General features: G+C 67.9%; 13 protein-coding genes. 11 read left to right on the top strand and 2 right to left on the bottom strand.

From position 1 onward, the window contains the following. Positions 1-82: 82 nt before the first annotated feature. A complete protein-coding gene (locus KF688_09610) occupies positions 83-2,098 on the top strand; it encodes a hypothetical protein (protein MBX3425921.1) in 2,016 nt (671 codons plus the stop codon). Here KF688_09610 and KF688_09605 read toward each other — a convergent pair. Together KF688_09605 and KF688_09600 are read right to left on the bottom strand one after the other, a co-directional pair. Further along, positions 2,067-3,119, bottom strand: coding sequence for a site-2 protease family protein (locus tag KF688_09605; protein ID MBX3425920.1), 1,053 nt, complete (start codon positions 3,117-3,119; stop codon positions 2,067-2,069). The two genes, KF688_09610 and KF688_09605, sit on opposite strands and share 32 nt — an antisense overlap. Positions 3,120-3,176: 57 nt before the next feature. Next, the gene (locus tag KF688_09600) at positions 3,177-4,820 is read right to left on the bottom strand and encodes an HDOD domain-containing protein (protein MBX3425919.1); all 1,644 of its coding nucleotides are present in this window, start codon (positions 4,818-4,820) and stop codon (positions 3,177-3,179) included. A gap of 280 nt (positions 4,821-5,100) precedes the next feature. On the opposite strand from KF688_09600, the gene KF688_09595 reads away from it, so the two are divergent. From KF688_09595 to KF688_09550, 10 genes are all read left to right on the top strand, one after another. After that, a complete protein-coding gene (locus KF688_09595) occupies positions 5,101-6,402 on the top strand; it encodes a hypothetical protein (protein ID MBX3425918.1) in 1,302 nt (433 codons plus the stop codon). Between the two features lie 132 nt (positions 6,403-6,534). Further along, the gene (locus KF688_09590; protein MBX3425917.1) at positions 6,535-6,936 is read left to right on the top strand and encodes a BlaI/MecI/CopY family transcriptional regulator; all 402 of its coding nucleotides are present in this window, start codon (positions 6,535-6,537) and stop codon (positions 6,934-6,936) included. An 83-nt stretch (positions 6,937-7,019) separates the two neighbouring features. Next, on the top strand, positions 7,020-11,444 hold the full coding sequence (locus KF688_09585) for a polysaccharide biosynthesis/export family protein (protein MBX3425916.1): 4,425 nt from the start codon (positions 7,020-7,022) through the stop codon (positions 11,442-11,444). Positions 11,445-11,624: 180 nt separating this feature from the next. Further along, entirely contained in the window at positions 11,625-12,821 is a 1,197-nt protein-coding gene (locus tag KF688_09580; protein ID MBX3425915.1) for a hypothetical protein, read from the top strand. A 52-nt stretch (positions 12,822-12,873) separates the two neighbouring features. Beyond that, complete coding sequence (locus KF688_09575) at positions 12,874-13,362, top strand: histidine phosphatase family protein (protein MBX3425914.1); 489 nt, start codon at positions 12,874-12,876, stop codon at positions 13,360-13,362. Positions 13,363-13,554: 192 nt separating this feature from the next. Beyond that, positions 13,555-15,180: an NAD(P)/FAD-dependent oxidoreductase gene (locus tag KF688_09570; GenBank protein ID MBX3425913.1), complete on the top strand. Its 1,626-nt coding sequence runs from the start codon at positions 13,555-13,557 to the stop codon at positions 15,178-15,180. 158 nt (positions 15,181-15,338) lie between these two features. Then, on the top strand, positions 15,339-15,860 hold the full coding sequence (locus KF688_09565; protein MBX3425912.1) for a hypothetical protein: 522 nt from the start codon (positions 15,339-15,341) through the stop codon (positions 15,858-15,860). 140 nt (positions 15,861-16,000) lie between these two features. Then, positions 16,001-16,393, top strand: coding sequence for an SUF system NifU family Fe-S cluster assembly protein (locus KF688_09560; GenBank protein MBX3425911.1), 393 nt, complete (start codon positions 16,001-16,003; stop codon positions 16,391-16,393). Between the two features lie 89 nt (positions 16,394-16,482). After that, positions 16,483-17,781, top strand: coding sequence for a cysteine desulfurase (locus tag KF688_09555; GenBank protein ID MBX3425910.1), 1,299 nt, complete (start codon positions 16,483-16,485; stop codon positions 17,779-17,781). 341 nt (positions 17,782-18,122) lie between these two features. Further along, complete coding sequence (locus KF688_09550) at positions 18,123-19,529, top strand: hypothetical protein (GenBank protein ID MBX3425909.1); 1,407 nt, start codon at positions 18,123-18,125, stop codon at positions 19,527-19,529. Positions 19,530-19,550: the final 21 nt, after the last annotated feature.

The raw sequence follows: 19,550 nt of genomic DNA, 5'->3' as shown, positions 1-19,550 counted from the left end.
CGAGCGGGGCGCAGGGGCGGCCCCGGTCGGTCGGGAGCTTCTCATCATGTTCAAGCAGTCTGCGGGCGGAAGTCTTCCGCCCTTGCGTCGTTTCCTGGCGCAGCGTCGGGTCGGCAATCCTGGCGTCTCGTTCTGGCAGGTCGTCCTCGTGCTGGCGCCGATCTTGTTCGTCGCCGAGTTTTCGCCCGCTGCGGTGACGACGCAAGGAGACGTGACGCTGTCGGGTTCTCCGAACGGGACCTCGTTGATCGGTCAAACTGGGTACGGCTCGGTGGCCGTCGACGACGGGTCGGAACTGACTGCGCCAATCCTCACTCTGGGGAGCGCGGCTACCGCCGTCGGGGTGCTCCACGTGTCCGACGCAGGATCGCGAGTCGAAGCCGAGACGCTCACCACCGGTCTTGGCGGTCTGGGACTCGTGTCGGTCGTCGACAAAGGACGACTCGCCACGAGCTCGGCGTTCTTGGGTCGAGTCGAAGGGGGCTACGGCCAGGTCGTCGTCGACGGCCCTGGATCGTGGTGGACCAATGCCAGTTTGATATTTCTGGGGCTCGGCGGAGGAACGGGGAAAGCGATCGCCGTTAACGGGGGGCGCATCGAATCCGGCTCGCTGACGGTCGGCGACGCGTCGCGACCGGCCTCGGGATCCGTCGCCGTCAGCGGCGTCGGCTCGACCTGGATCAATCGCGGCGGCGTGAGTCTGAACGGCTACGGCACGGCCGAGATGAAGATTCTCGACGGCGGAACGTTCCTCAATTTGACGCCTTTCGGAGTCATAAGCGTCAACTCGCGCAACGACGGCGGGACGGCGACGCTCGAGGTCGCCGGCGCCGGCTCGCTGTGGAGCGCCTTCGGCGATATGCAGGTGGGGGTCTTCGGACGCGGCAGAAGCCACGTTCGCGTCAGCAACGGCGGAACGTTGGCGGTCACCAGCCTCACGCTGGGCACGACGGCGACAAGCTCGACGCCCCCCGCAACGCCCCCCGCAGCCCACGTGTTCGTGAGCGGGGAGGGGTCGTCGCTCAATCTCGCGGCGGCGCTGACGGTCCGCGGTCCCTCGGCGTATCTCTCCGTGACCCAAGGGGGGCGAGTCGTCTCCAGTGCGCTGAACGTGCCGGACCCATCGGCAAGCGTCGACGCCAACTCGGTGTTCATCTCCGGCGCCGGATCGACGCTGCGCGCAACCAGCGTATTCCTCGGACCAAGCTCGCTCACGAACGGCCCCGCCAACGTTTGGATCGCCGATGGCGGAACGCTCGAAGTCGCGTCTTCGAACAGCCTTGTCGTCAACCCGGGAGGCGTGTTGCGCCTGCTCGGCGGAAACGTGCGCGGCGCCCCTCCCGCCTCGCGGGGCGGACAGGGCATGCTACGCAACAGCGGGGTCGTCGAGGGTTGGGGGACGATCGACCTGGGCGTCGAAAACGTCTCGAACGCAACCCTGGCGATCCGACTGAAACAAGTGCTCGCCGTCACGGGAAACATCTCGAACGCCGCAACCGTCGCCGTGGAACGGGGCGAGCTGACGGTCGAGGGGGATTTCAATCAGTTCTCAAGCGGAACGCTCAAGATTGCGTCCGAACCGTCGAACCTTTCGCCGCCACCGACGCCGCTGGCCGTCGGCGGCGTCGCCCGGCTCGCGGGCAAGCTCGATTTCTCGCTCATCAGCGACTTCGTTTTCTATCAGCCGTCGATCGGAACCTCGTTCACGCTGTTGGAGGCGGCCGGAGGCGTGCAAGGAACGTTCCACACAACCGCGCTCCCCCCGCTCGATCCGCATCTGGCGTGGCTGGTCGATTACCAGCCGCAGTCGGTCGCGCTGCGCGTGGTCGGGGTCACGCCCGGCCCGGCGAGCGGCGATTTCAACGGCGACGGCCGCGTCAACGGCGCAGACCTTGCCGTATGGCAAACGGAATACGGGAACCAGCAAGGGGCGACCGCGGGGGGCGACTTCCTGGCTTGGCAACGCAACCACGCCGCGACCGCCGGCGCCGTCAACGCCGCGGTTCCCGAGCCGGCGGCCGTTGTCCTGGTGCTGCTCGCCGCGGGAGCGGTCCCGCGGAGGCGCGCTATCGCACGCCTTGCAGCGGGAAGCAGATGACGGGGATCGCCAGGGACGCCAGGCCGATCGCCCACCGCACGGGGCCGAGTTCGACGCGATCATTTGCGGTGCGGGGGTGATGAATCCCCATGAAAATCACCAGCACGAGCATCGGGGTCCACATCACGGCGTCGTCGAGATTCGCAACGACGTAGAAGATGGCCAGCGACAAAAACAGTCGGGCCAACGTGTGGGCCCGCTCGCGGAACAGGGCGTAGATCGTGTGCCCGCCGTCGAGTTGGCTGATGGGAAGCATGTTGAGCCCGGTGATGAGCATCCCCACCCAGCCGGCCATGAAGTAGGGGTTGAGTTGCGAGAGGCCGACCCATTGGGCGTGGGCCCAGGGGGCGTCGGCGTGGGCGCGCTCGAGCATCCACTGGGCGATCAGCGGCAGGTAGAGTTGCATCTCGTCGGGGCGGACCGGGCCCCCCAGATCGAGCCGCTTGATTCCCATCCATAGCACGGGCACCGCGACCACGAGCCCGGCGAGCGGCCCGGCGATGCCGATGTCGAAGATTTGCTTGCGATCGGCTCGCATGCCGTCCATGCCGATGACGGCGCCCATCGTGCCGATCGGCGTAAACGGGACCGGGATGCACAAGGGGTAGCTGGCGGGGATGCGGTGCTTGACCGTCTGCAGGAAGTGGCCCATCTCGTGAGTGAGCAGGATCGCCACGACCGCGGCCATGTAATCGAACCCGGTGCCCCAGTTGCGGGCGATCGTGCGGCCCACCGCGTCCCAGGTGGCGGCGTACTGCGGCGCCAGCGGCTCCCAGCGTGTGCAGCCGACCCAAAAGGTCGACAGACAGGTCGCTACGAACAGCATCAGCGGCAGCAAGGTGCGGCGCTGCGGGCGAAAGTGGAGGTCCGAAACCCGCAACTCGGGCAGGTACTCGACCGCCGGATCGTGAAACGCCTCGGCCCGCAGCGAGCGGACAGGCTGAACGGAAGCGGGCGACGCGGAGCTCGCCGCAGGGGGAGTCGGCGCGGGATCGGTCGGCGAGGAAGGCGGCTCGGTCATCGGCGAATCATACCGCGCCGACCGCGAGAGGAAACGGGCCGCCGGCTGCGGAACCGTTCAACTGATCTCGATGCTCTTGACCGCCCCTTGGCTGCGTTGGCTGGCGGCGAGGCAGCGGAGGGCCGCTTCGAGCAGGCCCTGCGGCGGGAAGTTGCGGGCCGGGACGTTCACCGTCGCCACGCCCGCGGAGATCCGGTACGGGGAAAACCGTTCGGCGTCGACAAGTCGATCGACCGCGGCCCGCAGGCGGCGGACAAAGTCGTTTGCCGCGGCCGCGGCTTGCCGGCGATCGCAGGTCGGCAAGAGCGCAATCTGCACGGCCGCGTCGTCGGTCGGCAGAAGCGGCTCGACGGGCTCCGCCTGCCTCCAGACGCGCAGGACAAGCTCTCGGACTCTCGCTTGCTCGACCGCGTCGGAGTCGTCCTCGGGTTCCACGGCGATCGCCAGCGTGCTGAGCGACTGCCGTTGCGAGCGACACGTCCCGACGGCCAAGGTGAACCGCGTCGCCAGCGCGCCTGCCGAGAGCGACAAGCTGGGGCCGGCGGGGACCGGCGGTTGCGAGGGGCGCGGCGCGGCTCGATCGAATGCGGAAGAAATGCTCGTCGCCCCGGGGGACCACCCGGCGAGATTCGCCAGCGCATGATCCTGCCGACGGAGGTATTCGTCGAGAGCGTCGCGCACCGGCTCGGCCGCGGCGGCCAGCGCGGGCGCCGTTGCGGACCGGCCGAGCGCCGACTCCCGAAGCGCCATGTCCGCCGCGGATTCCTCGGCCAGGATCGACATCTGCCGATGGGCCTCCGCGACGATCGTCGCGTAGGCCTCGGCGTCCTCGAGCGGGACGCTGAGCACCTCGGCCAGTTGGGCGACCTTCGGCTCGAGCGCGGCGATCAGTTCGTCGAACCGTGCGCGATCCCAATCGAAGTACGCCTCCCCCGCTTCGAGCAAGTCGGGGAGCGCCGACAGCCGGCGCTCGGCGACGAGTTGTGCGGTGAGCTCGGCGAGGTGGAGCGCCCGGCAAGCGGTCGCGTGGGGCGCGTCGAGCTTGGCGAGCCGCTTGACGATCCGCGGTTCGGCGATCGCGTCGACCAGGGTCCGCGGCATGCGCCACCGTTCGAGCAGCTTGACCGACAGCTCGGTGTGGTCGAACCCAAGCTCGTCGACCTGCACGCGGTGGAAGTTGGCCCGCTGGACGATCACCTCGCCGAGGAACTTGGCGTAGGGAGGGCCAAGCTCGGCCAGAAGCACCAGCACGCCGATGTCCTGCAGCAGGGCCGCGACGAAGACGTCGTCGCCGGGGCGTTTGAGGGCTTGTTCGCAGATCTCGCGGGCGGCCACGGCGCGGGCCAGCGTGTGACGCCAGTACCAGTCGAGCTGCTCGCGCCCGGCGTCGGCGAACAACGTCTCCGGCAGGCTGAAGCCCAGCACAAGCATCTTGAGCGGTTTGACCCCCAAGAGGGCCAGCGCCTGGTTGAGGTCCCCCACCTCGCGGCTGAGCCCGAACAGCGAGCTGTTGACTACGCGGAGCAGCTTGGCGGTGAGCGCGGGGTCGCGCTCGATGCACTGCTTGAGCGCCCGCACGTCGACGCGCGGATTGTCGGTGAGCTGCAACACCTCGACCGCCACGGCGGGAAGCGTGTAGAGCGCCCCGGCCCGAGCGGCCAGTTCGTCGAGCTGCGACGGCGTGGCGCCTACGACCGACATGGCGAACCAGGGGGCAAGCGACGAGAGGGAAGCAAACAGCGAGACCGCGGCAACTGAAACTTAGCTTGCGGAACTCCGCGAGGCGGCGCCGGGGCGGGCGCGGAGATCGCGCCGGCATAATCGGTATAGGCGGACGTGTAGCTTGCCGGCCGGCTGCTGGCTGTCGGAACTCGCGCCAGGATGCGAGTCTCGCGAGTCTCCTTGGACCCTGGCTGGGCTTGGGGGTTCGCATACCCCGGGAGTACAATCGCGGCGGGATTCTCGACCAAGGAGGGGGGCGATGCCGACACGATTGTTCGCCGCGGTTGCCCTGGCAATCGCGGTCGTCACCTGCAATTCACGTAGGGCCGACGCCGAGCCGGCGCCTGCGGGGGTGCAGCCCGCGACGCATGTCGCCGGCGGGGGCGAAGACGAGGCCGCTCGGGTGCGGCTGGTGCGGCAGATGATCCGCGGCCGGCTCGGAGATCCGGCGTTCGCGGCGCAGCTGGTGCAACTGACGGCCGATCTCTCTCCGGCCGCCGGCGCCGCGCTGTTCGCCGAGCTTGCCGACGAAAACGCCCGCGCCGGCGAGTTCAACGAAGCGGCGATCGTGTGCCAAGCGATCGTCGAGCGCTACCCCGACGAGCCGGCGGCGCTCGCGGCGACGCGCTGGCTGGTCAATCTTTACGCCAGCGCGGAGGCGGCCCGCTCGCAACAGCCGCAGACGCCGGGCAAGCGTGTCGCCGACGAGGACTCGCCCCCCGCGAATCCGTACGCCAGTTATCTCCAGTACGCGCTGACCGCCGCCAACCAGGCGATCGCTCGACGCAAGGAATGGGGAGACGACCCCGCGCTGGCGCTGGCGACGTTTGCAGCGCAGCGCAAGCTGCATGGCGCCGGCTCGGCCTCGGCGTTGCGACCGGTGAAGCGACTTCCTCCCGGCAATCCCTGGGGCGACGCGGCGCGGATCGAGGCGTGGCTGGCCGATCCCCGCGGCGAGACGCCCGACCGGGTAGTCCCCTGCCCCGCGACCGACCCGCCGACGCTCGACGGGCAGCTTGACGATGCGTGTTGGTCCAAGGGGACCGCGTTGCCCCTCGGCGCCGCGGGCTTGGCGACCGAGCAAGCCGCGAACGAGCCGACCGCGGAGTTGCGCGTCGCCTGGGACGCGGAGTACTTGTACCTCGCCCTGCAGGCGGAACGCTTGCCGACGGCGCACGGCGCGACGCCGACCGGCGCAAACGACGGCGGTCCGCCGCGCACGCACGACAGCGCGAGCTTCCGCCGCGAGCGGGTGCGGCTGCTCGTGGACGTCGACCGCGACTACGCGAGTTGGTTCGAGCTGACCGTCGACGACCGCGGTCACACGGCCGACGCCGCATGGGGCGCGGCGCGTTGGAACCCGGAGTGGTTCGTCGCCGCATTGGGGAACGACGAGCGATGGCAATGCGAAGCGGCGATCCCGTGGGAGTCGCTGGCGCCGCGGGCGCCGACCGCCGGCGAGGCGTGGGCGCTGGCCGCCGAGCGCCTCCCCTCCGCCGCCGCCCCCCCCGCTCCGCCGCGACCGACCCCGGCGTCATTTGTCGTCGTGCGATTCGAATAGCTTGCGTGCGGCGTCAAGCTGCTCTCAGCGGTATTCTCCAAAATTCGCTTGATTCCGATTGTTCTAATTCGTTAGAATTCAGGCGTCGGGGCCGCGCACGGCGCCCGACCGCATCGACTTCCGGAGCCCCTCATGTCCCGCCCCCCCAGCGAACAGCCGACCGACGGCGAACTCGAAATCCTGCGCGTCCTCTGGTCCGCCGGGCCGATCGCGCTGAGCGAGCTGTGCGAAACGATTCGTCGCGACCGCGAGGTCGCCACGACCACCGTCGCCACCATGCTGCGGTTGATGGCCGACAAACGGCTGGTGAAGCGGACCGGCAGCGGCCGCGGCGCGGTGTGGTCGGCCGTCGTCACGCAGCAGAAGACCGAGCGGCGGATCGTCGATCGACTCGTCGAGCGCGTCTTCAGCGGCGCGGCCGATCGGCTGGTCGCCCACCTCGTCGAAGGGGGGGCGCTGAGCGCGGATCAGCTCGCCGAGCTCCGCGCGCTGATCGACGCGGCGCCGGACACGAAGCGAGGACGAACTAGGTGAGCGGCTCGCGCGGATTGGGATCTGACGACGCCCTGACGGGAACAGACGACTTCTCCAACTCTCGCTGAACAAGGTCCTGCGTTATGAACTTGCCAATCGTCGGGGAATCGTTATGGCGGCTCGCGGGTTGGACGATGATCCACTCGTTGTGGATCGGAGCGCTCGTCGCGGCGGTCGGGGCGACGTTGCGGCTCGCCTTGCGACGGGCAGCCCCCGGCGTGCGGTACGCCGCGTCGCTGGCGACGCTCGCCGGCTTGTCGATGGCGCCAATCGCCATCGCCGCATGGCTCGCAACACATGACGGCCCTGCGAGCCGAGGCCTCCCCGCCCCCGGCGCACATCCCATGGCGAGCCCCGCTGGGGCCGTCTTCGCCGACGCCGCGAACTGGGTTCCCTCCTTTGCGCCCGCGCCGGCGCCGAGCGCGCCGCCGCGGGTGATCGATCTCAAAGAGACGCCGTTCGTGGCAGGCAAGCCGACGCCTGCGGGGGATTGGGAGACGACGACGTCGGAGGCGGCGACTTGGAACGAGGCGTCGGGCGCCCAGCCCGCTAAGCCGCCAGCGGGGGGCGGGCCGGTTCCGAGTGCGCCGCAACTCGTCGCAGACGGCGACGGGGGCGCGAGCGGCGCGTTTTGGCACACGCTCCTCGACGGGGCCGTTGCGCACTTGCCTTGGGCGTGGCTCGTCGGGGCGCCCGTCACCTTTGCGTGGCTTGCCCTCGGGCTGACTGGCGCCCAACGATTGCGACGAAACGCCGTTCCGGTGAGCGACGGGCCGATCGTGGCCGCGGCCGAGCGGATTCGCGCGGCGCTGCGGATCTCGCGCCAGGTCGCCGTCGCGGCCAGCGATGCGATCGCCCAACCGGTGCTCGTGGGGATTGTCCGCCCGCTCGTGCTGCTGCCGGCCGCGGCGGTCACGGGGTGGGGCCCCGAGGATCTCGAGCTGGCGCTCGTCCACGAACTGGCCCACGTCCGCCGCTGGGACAATGCGGTCAACCTCGCCCAGCGGGTGGTCGAGTCGTGCCTGTGGTTCCACCCGGCCGTGTGGTTGGCGAGCCGGCAGGTGCGCCGCGATCGCGAGGAGTGCTGCGACGCGATCGTGGTCGGGCTCACCGGGCGACCGGTCGAGTATGCGGACTTGTTGGTGACGCTGGCGGCGAAGCGGCGCGCGCCGGGGGCGAGGACGCCCCGGCTCGCTGCGGCAAGTGCGATGGCCAATCATCCCCTCGCGTCGCGGGTGCGGCGCATCCTCAATGTGGAGCGCGAATCGATGCGAGTTTCACGGAGTACGGTATGCGTCGTCGGCGCGGCGCTGGCGGCAACTGCTGCAGGCGTCGTGTCGTTGACGGCCGTGTCGCAGAAGGCGATCGCCGTGGAAGGACAAGCACAAACCACCGTTTCTCAGCCTGCGGCTCAGGACCGATATACTCTAGCGACGGATCTAGACCCATTATCTCGGACCAAAGAAATCCGTACCACGACGCCCGCCGGGGCCGATGAGCGGCAATTGCTCGGGGATATCGAATCGCAAGGATTTCCGTGCCGCATCGAGGAGGGGGTTCGCCAGGCCCCGGACGGTCGGGAGACGGTCGTGCGGATGCTGATCGCAACGGTGCCGGCAGATTCCAACGCGAAGTTCGTGTTCGAGTCGCGACAAGGGGGTTCCGGGACGCGGGTGACGGCCCGACTGGTCGGCGAGGGGATCCCGCTGCCCTCGAACCCGATGCTGACGCCCCAGCAGATGGGCGAAAGGTACGGCAGCACAGTCGAGCCTGTTTCCCCGTGGCCGACGCAGGTCGACAGACCGCAGCCGGCGACGAGCGGATATCGTCCGTCCGCCCCCGGCGACGAGGCGCGGATCGAGGCGGCGATCGTCGACCTGGAAAAGCGGCTGCTGGAGAGTCGGCTCGAACAGGCCCGCGAGCTGGCGAAACTCAAGTCGGCCGACCGGCGGCTCGGCGCAGTCAAGCAGGCCCTGGGGGACGACGCCGAGCTTGGGATGCTTCGCAGTCGCATTTCGTTCGTCCTGCAAGCCCTCGGCAACGACGAGATCGCGGCCCTGCAAACTGGCGATGCCCAGCACGTCGAGCGCATGCAGAAACTCAAGCAGCAACTCGCCGAACTGCAAGCGGAATTGAATGCCAAGAGATCCGTTGCGGTCGAGAAGGCCGAACGGACCTTCAGCGAGCGAATGGAGGTCCGTCGAGACGAGTTGGCGGACGAGTATGTCGGCGTGCAAGAAATCCTGGCCGAGGAACTCGCGGCGAAGAAGGACGAACTGCAAAAGCTGCGCTCATCGCAAGCCGCCCCCATGGCGAAGACATACGGAGCGACGAGTGAGCTGAAACCGGTGCGGGCCGGCGAGAGCGTAACGTTGCAAGACCCGCAGGTCCTGAGTACGTTCAATCCCTATGCGTCGGCGCCCGCGTACCTCCCGCAAGATTGGCAGCAAGAACTCATGGAACGATGGACAACGGTCGTCCATCTGACCGTGCCCGCCGCCCCGGCTGCCCCGGATGCAACCGCGGACGACGCGGCGAAGGCCCGCAACGAGTCGCTGCGACAGTGGCAGCAACTTCTGACGAGCCAAGCAGTGCTGCACTCCGCGTGGGAGGAACTGTCGAGGTATCAAGATTACGGCTCGCTGGGAATCAGAATCGATCCGACGATCGGCCATCCGTTCGAGGGTCGGCTTGCCGTCTACATCCCGACCGAGGGTAACACAATCACGTTGTCGTTTCGGCAGATATTCCCCGATCCTGACAAGGACCGCCGCGCCCTCGACGCGATTATTCGGAAGTTCCTCGCCGCGGCGAAGAAGCAACGCAAGGAATGGCAAGAGTCGGACGAGGAGTTCCGCAAAGATTTCCGCGTGCTCGCGCCGGCGGCGACGACGGATCACGAGGCTGCTCGTACTACGTGGGCTTCTCCGCCGGGTTGGGCGCCGTCTGGCAGTTCTCCCTTTATTTCCGACGCCGCGACCAGCGAGCCGTCCTCGAACTGGGGCTCTGGGCATCCGCTTGTGGGCGCGCCGGCGACTAAGATAGCGTCAATGGCGACAACGGCGGCGCCCGTTCCGACTGCGCCGTACGTCTCGGGCGATCTGCCGCCGGAAACGATGCGGCTGCGACCGGGCGAAACGGTCGTGGTGCAAGTGCTCGGCGCGTTTCCTGACAAGCCGATCGACGGCGAGTATCGGCTCGACGAGCAAGGCCGACTCGCTCTCGGGCCGGCTTACGGCCGCGTCGCGGTGGGGGGGATGACGGTCGAGGAGGCCGAGGCGGCGGTGAAGAAGGAGCTTTCGAAGATGCTGTCTGAGGTCGCCGTGCAGATCACGCGCAAGGCGGCGCCGGAGTATGGCCGGCAGGAGCGGTACGCCGATCCCCTTGATGCCGCCGCAGGCCCGGGTCGGGGTCGGGGACGACCGGGCTTGCAGGGGGAGGTGCTGTTGTACGACGGGCAGACGTTCGAGCAGTGGCGTTCGAAGTGGCGGTACGAACTGAAAACCGAGAAGCGAATCGACGCGATCGAGGCGATGGCGGCGTTCGGCCGAGCCGGCAAGGGGCGCGAGGCGGCCGAGGCGATCCTCGACGTGGCGGGGGAGTACGACTTCACCACTTGGGGCGGCGACGGCGCCGGGAAGCTGAAGCATCGGACCATCGAGCTGCTGACCGCCGGGGGCGATCCGCAGCTCCCCGTGGAAGATTGGTTTCCGGCGCTCGTCGAGCGGTATCGCAGCGATGCGAAGAAGTGGGGCAAGTTGACGGACGTCCTTGTCAGTCATCTGCGCCACGTCGACACACAGAGTCAAGCGACGCTGCTGGAGTGGGCTCGCGACCGGAAGTCGCCGCTGCGGCCGTCGGCGCTGACGGCGCTGGCCGCGTCGCAGAGCGACCACGGACGTGCGCTGCTTGACGAACTGCTCGCCGGCGACGAGGCCGACGAGGCGATCCTCGCCCTGGGGCTGCTCACGACGCCGGCCGGTTATCACGGGTTCGGGTCCGACGGCATGGGCTCGGGCATGCCCCTGACGGACTCGAACCTCGACGCCTTGATAACCGGACTGACGCACCCCAATGAAAGGGTCCAGCGGCGCGCTCGGCAGCTCATGGGCGCTACTACGAGAAAAAGCAACAATCTCTCGGTCGCGGAGCGCGTCATCCAAGAGGCCGCCGGGGACAGCGAGCCTCGCAAGCAAGTCGCACTAGTGCGAGCGCTGGGCTTGTCTGGTTCGCGAGGAGCGGATTTCGACAGCAAACTGGCGGAGTCCCTGGTGAGAATCGGCGAGGAGAGCGATTCGGTCGAAGTGCAGGTCGCGGCGATAGCGGCCGTTTGCTGGCTGGACGCCTTCGAGCGCGGCGTCGACCGAACGCAAGTCGGCGTCGAGATGCTCACCGGGTGGAACGCCGAACTGAAGGCGGACGAGGCGAGGGAACTCATCCTCGAAGAACACAAGGCCGCGTACACGCCCGACTCGACCGCGCCCCAAGGCGGGGGCGGGTTCTTCTGACGGATTTCGACAAGTTCGCGGCGCTTTCGCCGACATGAGTACGATACGCTCCGTTACGCTTCACGCCCCCCTGCGGCGGTCGGTATGGCTCCGCTGTGGCGACGCCGGCGGCTAGCGCCGTCCGCTCATTGCAGTCGATTCTCGGAGAGAATCGACCACGAGGTCGCTATACTGCCTCGCATGACGATTCTCATCGGGGTCGACGAAGCGGGGTACGGGCCGAATCTGGGACCGCTGGCGGTCGCGGCGACGGCGTGGTGCGTCGGTGCGATGGGGGATGCGCTTCGCAACAAGTCGCGCGCAACGACGCCGACTTCGAAACATGCTTCTCCGCGAGCCGCGGCGTCCTCGCCCGCGGCGGCCATCGCCGCAACGCCCGTCGCACTGCACCGCGACGAAGTCGATCTCTACGCGTTGCTCCGCGAGGGGGTGACACGGGACGGCTCCGACCGGGGGGCGCGAAGCCGCAAGCGGAACGGGGAGCGGGCTCTGCGGGGCGACGGGGCGCCGCCGGTGGCGATCGCCGATTCCAAGGCGCTCTACAAGCCGGGGAGCGGCTTGCGGACGCTTGAGCGCGGCGTGCTCGCAGCGTGGACGGCTTCTTCCGGTCCGCCGACGCTCTCCACGACCGATCTTATGGAATCGCTCGGCGCCGATCCGCACAAATTGCGGCGGCGGTTGCCGTGGCATGCCGAGGATGCGTTGGCCCTGCCGCTCGAAGCGACGAGGGACGACGTCGCCGGGGCCGCCGAGCTGTTGAGAACGTCGTGTCTTGAAGCCGGGGTGCAGCTCGTCTCGCTGCGGGCGCGGCTGGTGTTTCCCGCGGAGTTCAATGCGTTGGTCGACGTGCACGGCACGAAAGGGGCGGCGCTGTCGCACGTGACGCTCGCCTTGGTGCGGGAGATCGTCGACGAAGCGATCGAGGCGGAGGGGATGTGCGCCGGGGGCGGGGACGCCGAGTTTGCCGGGGGCGGGGACGCCCCGGCTCGCGGCGAGATCGTCATCACGTGCGACAAGCACGGGGGGCGGAATCGCTACGCGGCGCTCGTGCAAAGTCATTTTCCCGAAAGTTGGATCGAGATCCACGGCGAGAGCCGGGCGGCGAGTCGCTATGCTTGGTCGCATCGCGGCGCGTCCTGCACGGCGACGTTTCGCGTCGGCGGCGAGGCGGAACTCCCCGCGGCGCTCGCCTCGATGACGGCCAAGTACCTGCGCGAACTGGCAATGCACGAGTTCAACGCTTGGTGGCGGGAGCGCGTCCCGGGGCTCAAGCCGACGGCGGGGTATCCGGTCGACGCAAAACGCTTCAAACGGGAGATCGCCGCGGTGCAACAACGGCTCGGCGTCGCGGATCGCGACTTGTGGCGCGATCGCTGACGCGATCCGCGCCGGGTTTGGAACGCTCATCAATCACCCTCGCTCCTCCCCCATGTTCATCTACATCGCCCGGCATGCCTGGGCCTATGAGTACGGCGATCCGCGGTGGCCCGACGATTCGCAGCGACCGCTCGAAGAAGCAGGGCGAGAGCGCTACGCGCGGGTCGTCGCCCGGCTGGCCGAGGCGGGGTTCGCTCCGCAGGCAATCGCCACGAGCCCCTACGCCCGGTGCGTCGAGACGGCCGAGCTGATCGCCGCCGGGACGGCCCACGAACCCGAGGTCGTCCGGCTCGAGGCGCTCGCCCCCGGAAGCGACTTCGACGAGCTGACGGCGTGGACCCGCTCGCTGGAGGTCGATTCGGCGTGCTGGGTCGGCCACGCCCCCGACGTGAGTTTTCTCGCCGGCGAGCTGATCGGCCGGCGGAACGCGAACCTCCGGTTCGCCAAAGGGGCGGTCGCCGCGGTGAGTCTGTGGGAAGCCCCCGGACCGGATTCGGGCGAGCTTCACTGGTTGGCCACCGCGAAATTGCTAGGGTTGTAGCGCGCGAAGCATGGAAAACTGCGCGAGCACGGCAAAGTTCGCAGGGCTCAACCAGCGTCGATCGGGGGAGCGCGGCGGCGACTCGGCGCGAATCGCCTTTTCGGCGCCGGCCTGCTCGGCTAGTTTCGTAGCGAGGTCGTGAGCCGACAACCGTCGGCCGCCAGCCCCTTTTTGCACGGAAGCGCTCCCTTCATGATTCACCTTGGAAAGTTCGACGCGGTCGTTATCGGCGGCGGGCACAACGGGTTGGTTTGCGCGGCGTATTTGGCCAAGGCGGGGCGACGGGTCTGCGTCCTCGAACGGCGACACGTGCTGGGGGGCTGCGCGACGACCGAGGAGTTGTGGCCCGGGTACAAGGTCTCGACCGCGGCCTACGTGATCAGCCTGTTTCAGATGCCGATCCTGCGCGAGCTGCGGTTGAAAGAGTACGGGCTGAACATCCTGCCGCGGAACCCGTCGTCGTTCACGCCGCTGCCCGACGGGCGGAGCCTGACCCTGGGACCCGACGCGGCGCTCGTGGAGCGGGAGATCAGCAAATTCAGCGTCGCCGACGCGGTGGCGTACCCGCGCTACAACCGGCTGCTGGAGCGAGTGGCCGAGACGCTGGAACCGAGCCTAGGCGAGTCGGCGCCCGACCCGCTGCCGCTGCCCGAGGGGTGGCGGAAGATCGGTCTGGCCAAACGGCTGCGTGACGGCAAGAAATTGTGGAAGCTGCACAATGCGCTCAAGGCCCTGGGCTCCGACATGCCCGAGGCGATCGAGCTGTTGACCGGCGCCGCGCGGCCGATCCTCGACCGCTGGTTCGAGTCGGAGGCGCTCAAGGCGACCTTGGCCACCGACGCGATCATCGGGGCGTTCACGTCAATCAGCTCGCCAGGGAGCGCGTACGTGCTGTTGCACCATGTCATGGGCGAGGCCGGCGGCGCCCGCGGGGTGTGGGGGTACGTGCAGGGGGGAATGGGGGGGCTGTCCGACGCGCTCGAGCGGGCCTGCACCGACCTGGGGGTCGTCGTCCGTCGCGAGGCGCCGGTTCACGCCATCCACACTGACCGGCACGGCGTGTGCGGCGTGGGGCTCGAGGACGGCTCGCAGATCGAGACGCGGGTCGTCGCCTCGACGGTCGATGCGCATCTGACGTTCGAGAAGTTTCTCGACCCGGCGGTGCTCCCCGACGAGTTCCGCAAGGCGGTCGCGCGGATCGACTACGCCAGCGCAAGCGCGAAAGTGAATCTCGCGTTGGCCGAACCGCCGCAGTTCAGTTGCCTGCCGGGGTCGGGGGTCATGCCTCACCATCACGGCACGATGCACATCGGCCCCAGCATGGATTACATCGACCGGGCGTACGACGACGCGAAGTACGGCCGACCCAGCGCCGAGCCGGTGCTGGAATGCACGATGGCCACCAGCGTCGACGACACGATCGCCCCGCCCGGCAAGCACATCCTGAGCATCTTCGTCCAGTACGCCCCGTACAAGCTGGCCGAGGGCTCATGGGACGACCAGCGCGAGGCGCTGGGCGATCGGTGCGTCGAGGTGCTGGCCCGCTACGCCCCGAACGTGCCAGGGGCGATCGAGCATCGGCAGGTCCTCACCCCGCTGGATCTGGAGCGGGTGTACGGGATCACGGGGGGAAACATCATGCAGGGGGCCATGGGTTTCCACCAACTGTACAGCATGCGCCCGGTGGCCGGGTGGGCCGACCACCGCACGCCGGTCCCGGGCCTCTACCTCTGCGGCGCCGCCAGCCACCCGGGCGGAGGCGTGATGGGAGCCTGCGGCAAGAACGGGGCGACGGAAATCTTGCGGGACAAGGCGTGACACTGCGCTCGAATTGGAGTTCCCCCCCTCGGCGCGAGCCGGGGCGTCTCGCCCCCGGCCCGTCGCGTGCGCCATCCTACTGTTTGGCGGTCGCTCACGCGCTGGCGTAGAATGAATTCAAAGGTTTCTTGACCCCGCATCCATGGCGCCTCCGCGCGATGTTCACCCCGACCCGCACGCCCGAAGGGGAGCCGAGTTGCTGCCGAGTGTGCGGCAAGTCGGTGTGCATCGAGCCATCGATTTGGTCGCACGATGCGCCGTGTCCGCATTGCGGGACATTGTTGTGGTTTACTCCTGATTTTCGGGCAGCGAACGAGTTTTCCGGTCGGACGACGCCGGAACTGCGGGGCGCCTCGCCCGAGGTCGCCGCGACGTCAACACATCCGAGTACGGTGACGAAGTCCTTCGCCAGGCAGATCGCCGCCCAGGTCGCCGAGCGCAAACGCCTTCGCCAGCAGCGGATATTGACTTTTTGTCGGAGCGTCGCGATAGGCTGCTTCGTCGCAACAGTGCTCTTCGTACCGAGCGATACGCCGCTGAGCGGGTTTCTGCGGGTTCCCTTGCTGTTGGCAGGCGTGTTCTTTGCGGTCCTCGCAACCTCACTCGACACTCTTGTTCATCGTGTTGCTCGTCCACGAGGGAGACACGCCGTTCTTGCCCTGCGCTCGGGGCGTTTCTAGACTGCATGGAACGGCGAATCGGTTTCGCCGGCCAGCGGCGGGGACGCCGCAGCTCGCGAGGATATTTTGCCGCTTGTGCCGCGAACTGAAGTTCGCTCGCCGGATCTCACGCCTCAAGACTCACGACTCACGCCGCTCGCATGCCTTCCGACGACGAGTTCTATCAGGACCACATCCTCGACCATTACGAGGACCCGTTTCATCGCGGGCCGCTCGCGGGGGCGACGCACGTTCATCGGGACAAGAACCCGCTGTGCGGCGACGTCGTCGAGATTCAGCTCAAGCTCGACGACGCGGGGAAGATCGTCGATCTGGCCTTCACCGGCGAGGGATGCGTCATCAGCCAAGCCTCGGCTTCGATGCTGCTCGAGGAACTGTTCGGCAAGACGGTCGAGGACGTGAAGCAGTTTTCGGCCGAGGACATGCTCAATCTCTACGGCCCGCGGCTGACCCCGAATCGGCAGAAGTGCTGCCTGCTGTCGTGGAAGGTGATCCAAGGGGCGATTCATTCGCCAGTTGGAAATGACCAATAACCAAGCGCCAATGACCAAGAAAAGGAACGCGGGAGTCTGACCGTGGTCAATGGAACTTGGTCATTGGTCATTCGCCACGCTCAATTCGCATGCCGCCCTCAGTCACGCCCGTCGATCCCGCGCAGCTTCTCTCGCCCCAGTGGCGGGCGGACTTTCCGATTCTCACGGAGGAAGTCGGCCAGGGGCGGCCGCTGGTGTTCCTGGACAATGCGGCCAGCACGCAGCATCCGCGGCAGGTGATCGACGCGATCACCGGGGTTTACGAGCGCGACTACGCAAACGTCCATCGGGGGATCCACACCCTCAGCGAGCGCTCGACCGAACTATACGAGGAGGCCCGCGAGAAGACCCGGGCGTTTATCAACGCCAAGCGCTTTCACGAGGTGATCTTCACCTCGGGGTCGACCGCGTCGATCAACACCGTGGCTCGCAGTTGGGGGGACGCCAACGTTCGCGCCGGGGACGAGATCCTGACGACGATTATGGAGCACCACTCGAACCTGGTCCCGTGGCAGCAGTTGGCGGCCCGGACCGGGGCGACGATTAAGCACGTGCGAATGACGGGCGACGGGCGGCTCGACATGGAGTCGTTCACGTCGCTGCTGTCGGAACGGACGAAGCTGGCGGCCGTGACGAGCGTCTCGAACACGCTGGGGACGATCACCCCGATCCGCGAGATCATCGAGCAGGCCCACGCGGCCGGGGCGCTGGTGCTGGTGGACGCAGCCCAAAGCGTTCCCCACATGACCACCGACGTCCAGGCGCTCGACTGCGACTTTCTGGCCTTCAGCGGGCACAAAATGCTGGGCCCCTCCGGCGTCGGCGTGCTGTACGGCAAGGAGGCGCTCTTGGACGCGATGCCCCCGTTCTTGGGCGGGGGGAGCATGATCAACGACGTGTTTCTCGACACGTTCACCCCGGCCGAGTTGCCGGCGAAGTTCGAGGCGGGGACCCCGCCGATCGTCCCGGCGATCGGCATGAGCGCGGCCATCGATTATCTGCAGGCGGTCGGGCTCGAGGCGATCCACCGGCACGAGCAGCAACTGACGCGGTACTGCTACGAACGGCTCGAACAGACCGACGGGCTGTGCATCCTGGGCCCGGCGCCCGAGCACCGCGCGGGACTGGTAAGCTTTGCGTTCAACCAGATCCACGCCCACGAGTTCGCCCAGGTGCTGAACGACCGGTTCGGCGTCGCGGTGCGGGCCGGGCACCACTGCACGCAACCGCTCCACCGGGTGCTGGGGATCTCGGCCAGCACGCGGGCGAGCTTCTATCTGTACAACACGCTCGAGGAAGTCGACCTGCTCCTGGAAGGGGTCGCGGCAGTGCAAAGCATGTTCGCCCCGAAGGGCCGCGTGCGCAAGCGGCGCAAGCCGGACGAATGACGTGCTTCACGTCACTCGCGGTCGACCTGATCGAAGGCGACCTGGCAGTCGTCGGGCGAATCTTGTTCCGAATTCATCGCAGTCGACGATGAACTCGGAAGAACTCACGATCCGGGACATCGGACTGCATGCTCAGCCTGTCCGTGCGGCGCCGGTTGCATGCAAGCGACTCGCCCCGCCCCTCGTTACATCCTCGTGACAAGAAATCACGGGAACTCTTCGTAGAATTCGGGCGTCCAACGCTTCGGCCGAACGCCTGAGCGGCGGCAGGTCGCGAGTCGCGGCGTTGCGCCCCGATTCAGGCATGACATCCACTTCCGGTTCTACGAGAGGCGAACGAGATGAAACTGCAAGCATGGGCGTGGGGAGCGGCGGGACTGGCGGGGTGGGCGGTCTGGGCCGCAGGGACGCGGGGGGACGACGCCCCGCGAACCATCGAGGAGTCGCTCGCCGCGGCAAAACAGGCCGAGGCCATCGCCGCCGAGGAGAAGCCCGCCGACGAATCGACCGAGGCGAAAACCGACGGCAAGGCGAAAGGAGACGAGCATCCCAACCACACAAGCCCTGGCGATATCCCCGCGTTCGTCACCAAGGGGGTCGCGTGGCTGATCGCGGCCCAGCACAACGACGGGGGCTGGGGGGGCGGGTCCCACTCGGCCCAAAACATTCGCGATCCCCACGCGGTGAAGACCGACCCGGCGACGACGTCGTTCACGTTGCTGTCGTTGTTGCGGAGCGGGCACACCCCGATCGCCGGCGAGTACAAGTCGCAGGTCCGCAAGGGGCTCGAGTACCTGCTGACCGCCGTTGAACAGGCCCCCCCCAACGAGTCGCGGATCACGGCGATCGAAGGAACTCAGCCGCAGACGAAGCTCGGCCGGTTCGTCGACACGGCGATGACGGCCCAGTATCTCGCCCGGGCGCTGGCGATGCTGCCGGCCGACGATCCGCTGCGGGAGCGGACCGACAAGGCGCTCGACGTCTGCCTGGCGAAGTTGCAGAAGTCGCAATCGGCCAACGGGGCCTGGAACGAAGGCGGGGGCTGGGCGCCCGTGCTGCAGTCGTCGCTGGCCTGCTCGGCGCTCGAGCTGGCCGCCGCCGGAGGAAAGCAGGTCGACAAAGAAGTATTGCAGAAGGCGCGCGATTACCAGAAGGGGAATTACGACTCCAAGAGCGGGCGCACCGAATCGAGCGCCGCTGCGGGGGTCGACTTGTACGCCTTCAACGGCGCCTTCCGCGGCAATGCCGCCGACGCCGCGGCCGCCGAGCAGGTCGTCGAACGGGCCAAGGCTGAGGGAAAGGTGGCCGCTTCGGCCCCGGTGAGCGAAGAGTCGATCCGGCAGTCGGGCGTGACCGACGAGTTGCAAGTCCGCCGCCTCGCCGCGGCTGCAGTCCAAAACGCCTCGCAAATCGATCGGCTCAACGACGAGAAGCTGCTGGCCGGCTTCGGCAACAACGGCGGCGAGGAATTCCTCAGCTATCTGATGACGAGCGAGACGCTCGTCATCGCCGGGGGCGAGAAGTTCGCCGAGTGGCAGAAGAAGATGGAAGAGCGGCTCGCCAAGATCCAAAACAACGACGGCAGTTGGGCGGGCCATCACTGCATTACCAGCCCCGTGTTCTGCACCGCGGCGGTCGTGCAATGCCTCACCACCGACCGCGACCGCGAGTTTCTCGTGGCGATGGCAGAACGGACCGCCGGCGGCGGCCAAACTCTCGCCGCGGCGACCGAGGCGGTGAGCAAATAGCGTAGCGCCTGCCGTCGTCCG

The sequence above is a fragment of the Pirellulales bacterium genome (assembly GCA_019636345.1).
Lineage (GTDB): Bacteria > Planctomycetota > Planctomycetia > Pirellulales > Lacipirellulaceae.
Note: the sequence above shows the minus strand (reverse complement) of the source record. Positions and strands in the feature narration are given on the sequence as shown.

Excerpts from the sequence above, each read along its gene's own strand:
- KF688_09605 (MBX3425920.1), bottom strand. The coding sequence starts at position 3,119 with ATGACCGAGCCGCCTTCCTCGCCGACCGATCCCGCGCCGACTCCCCCT.
- KF688_09600 (MBX3425919.1), bottom strand. The coding sequence starts at position 4,820 with ATGTCGGTCGTAGGCGCCACGCCGTCGCAGCTCGACGAACTGGCCGCT.
- KF688_09595 (MBX3425918.1), top strand. The coding sequence starts at position 5,101 with ATGCCGACACGATTGTTCGCCGCGGTTGCCCTGGCAATCGCGGTCGTC.
- KF688_09590 (MBX3425917.1), top strand. The coding sequence starts at position 6,535 with ATGTCCCGCCCCCCCAGCGAACAGCCGACCGACGGCGAACTCGAAATC.
- KF688_09585 (MBX3425916.1), top strand. The coding sequence starts at position 7,020 with ATGAACTTGCCAATCGTCGGGGAATCGTTATGGCGGCTCGCGGGTTGG.
- KF688_09580 (MBX3425915.1), top strand. The coding sequence starts at position 11,625 with ATGACGATTCTCATCGGGGTCGACGAAGCGGGGTACGGGCCGAATCTG.
- KF688_09575 (MBX3425914.1), top strand. The coding sequence starts at position 12,874 with ATGTTCATCTACATCGCCCGGCATGCCTGGGCCTATGAGTACGGCGAT.
- KF688_09570 (MBX3425913.1), top strand. The coding sequence starts at position 13,555 with ATGATTCACCTTGGAAAGTTCGACGCGGTCGTTATCGGCGGCGGGCAC.
- KF688_09565 (MBX3425912.1), top strand. The coding sequence starts at position 15,339 with ATGTTCACCCCGACCCGCACGCCCGAAGGGGAGCCGAGTTGCTGCCGA.
- KF688_09560 (MBX3425911.1), top strand. The coding sequence starts at position 16,001 with ATGCCTTCCGACGACGAGTTCTATCAGGACCACATCCTCGACCATTAC.
- KF688_09555 (MBX3425910.1), top strand. The coding sequence starts at position 16,483 with ATGCCGCCCTCAGTCACGCCCGTCGATCCCGCGCAGCTTCTCTCGCCC.
- KF688_09550 (MBX3425909.1), top strand. The coding sequence starts at position 18,123 with ATGAAACTGCAAGCATGGGCGTGGGGAGCGGCGGGACTGGCGGGGTGG.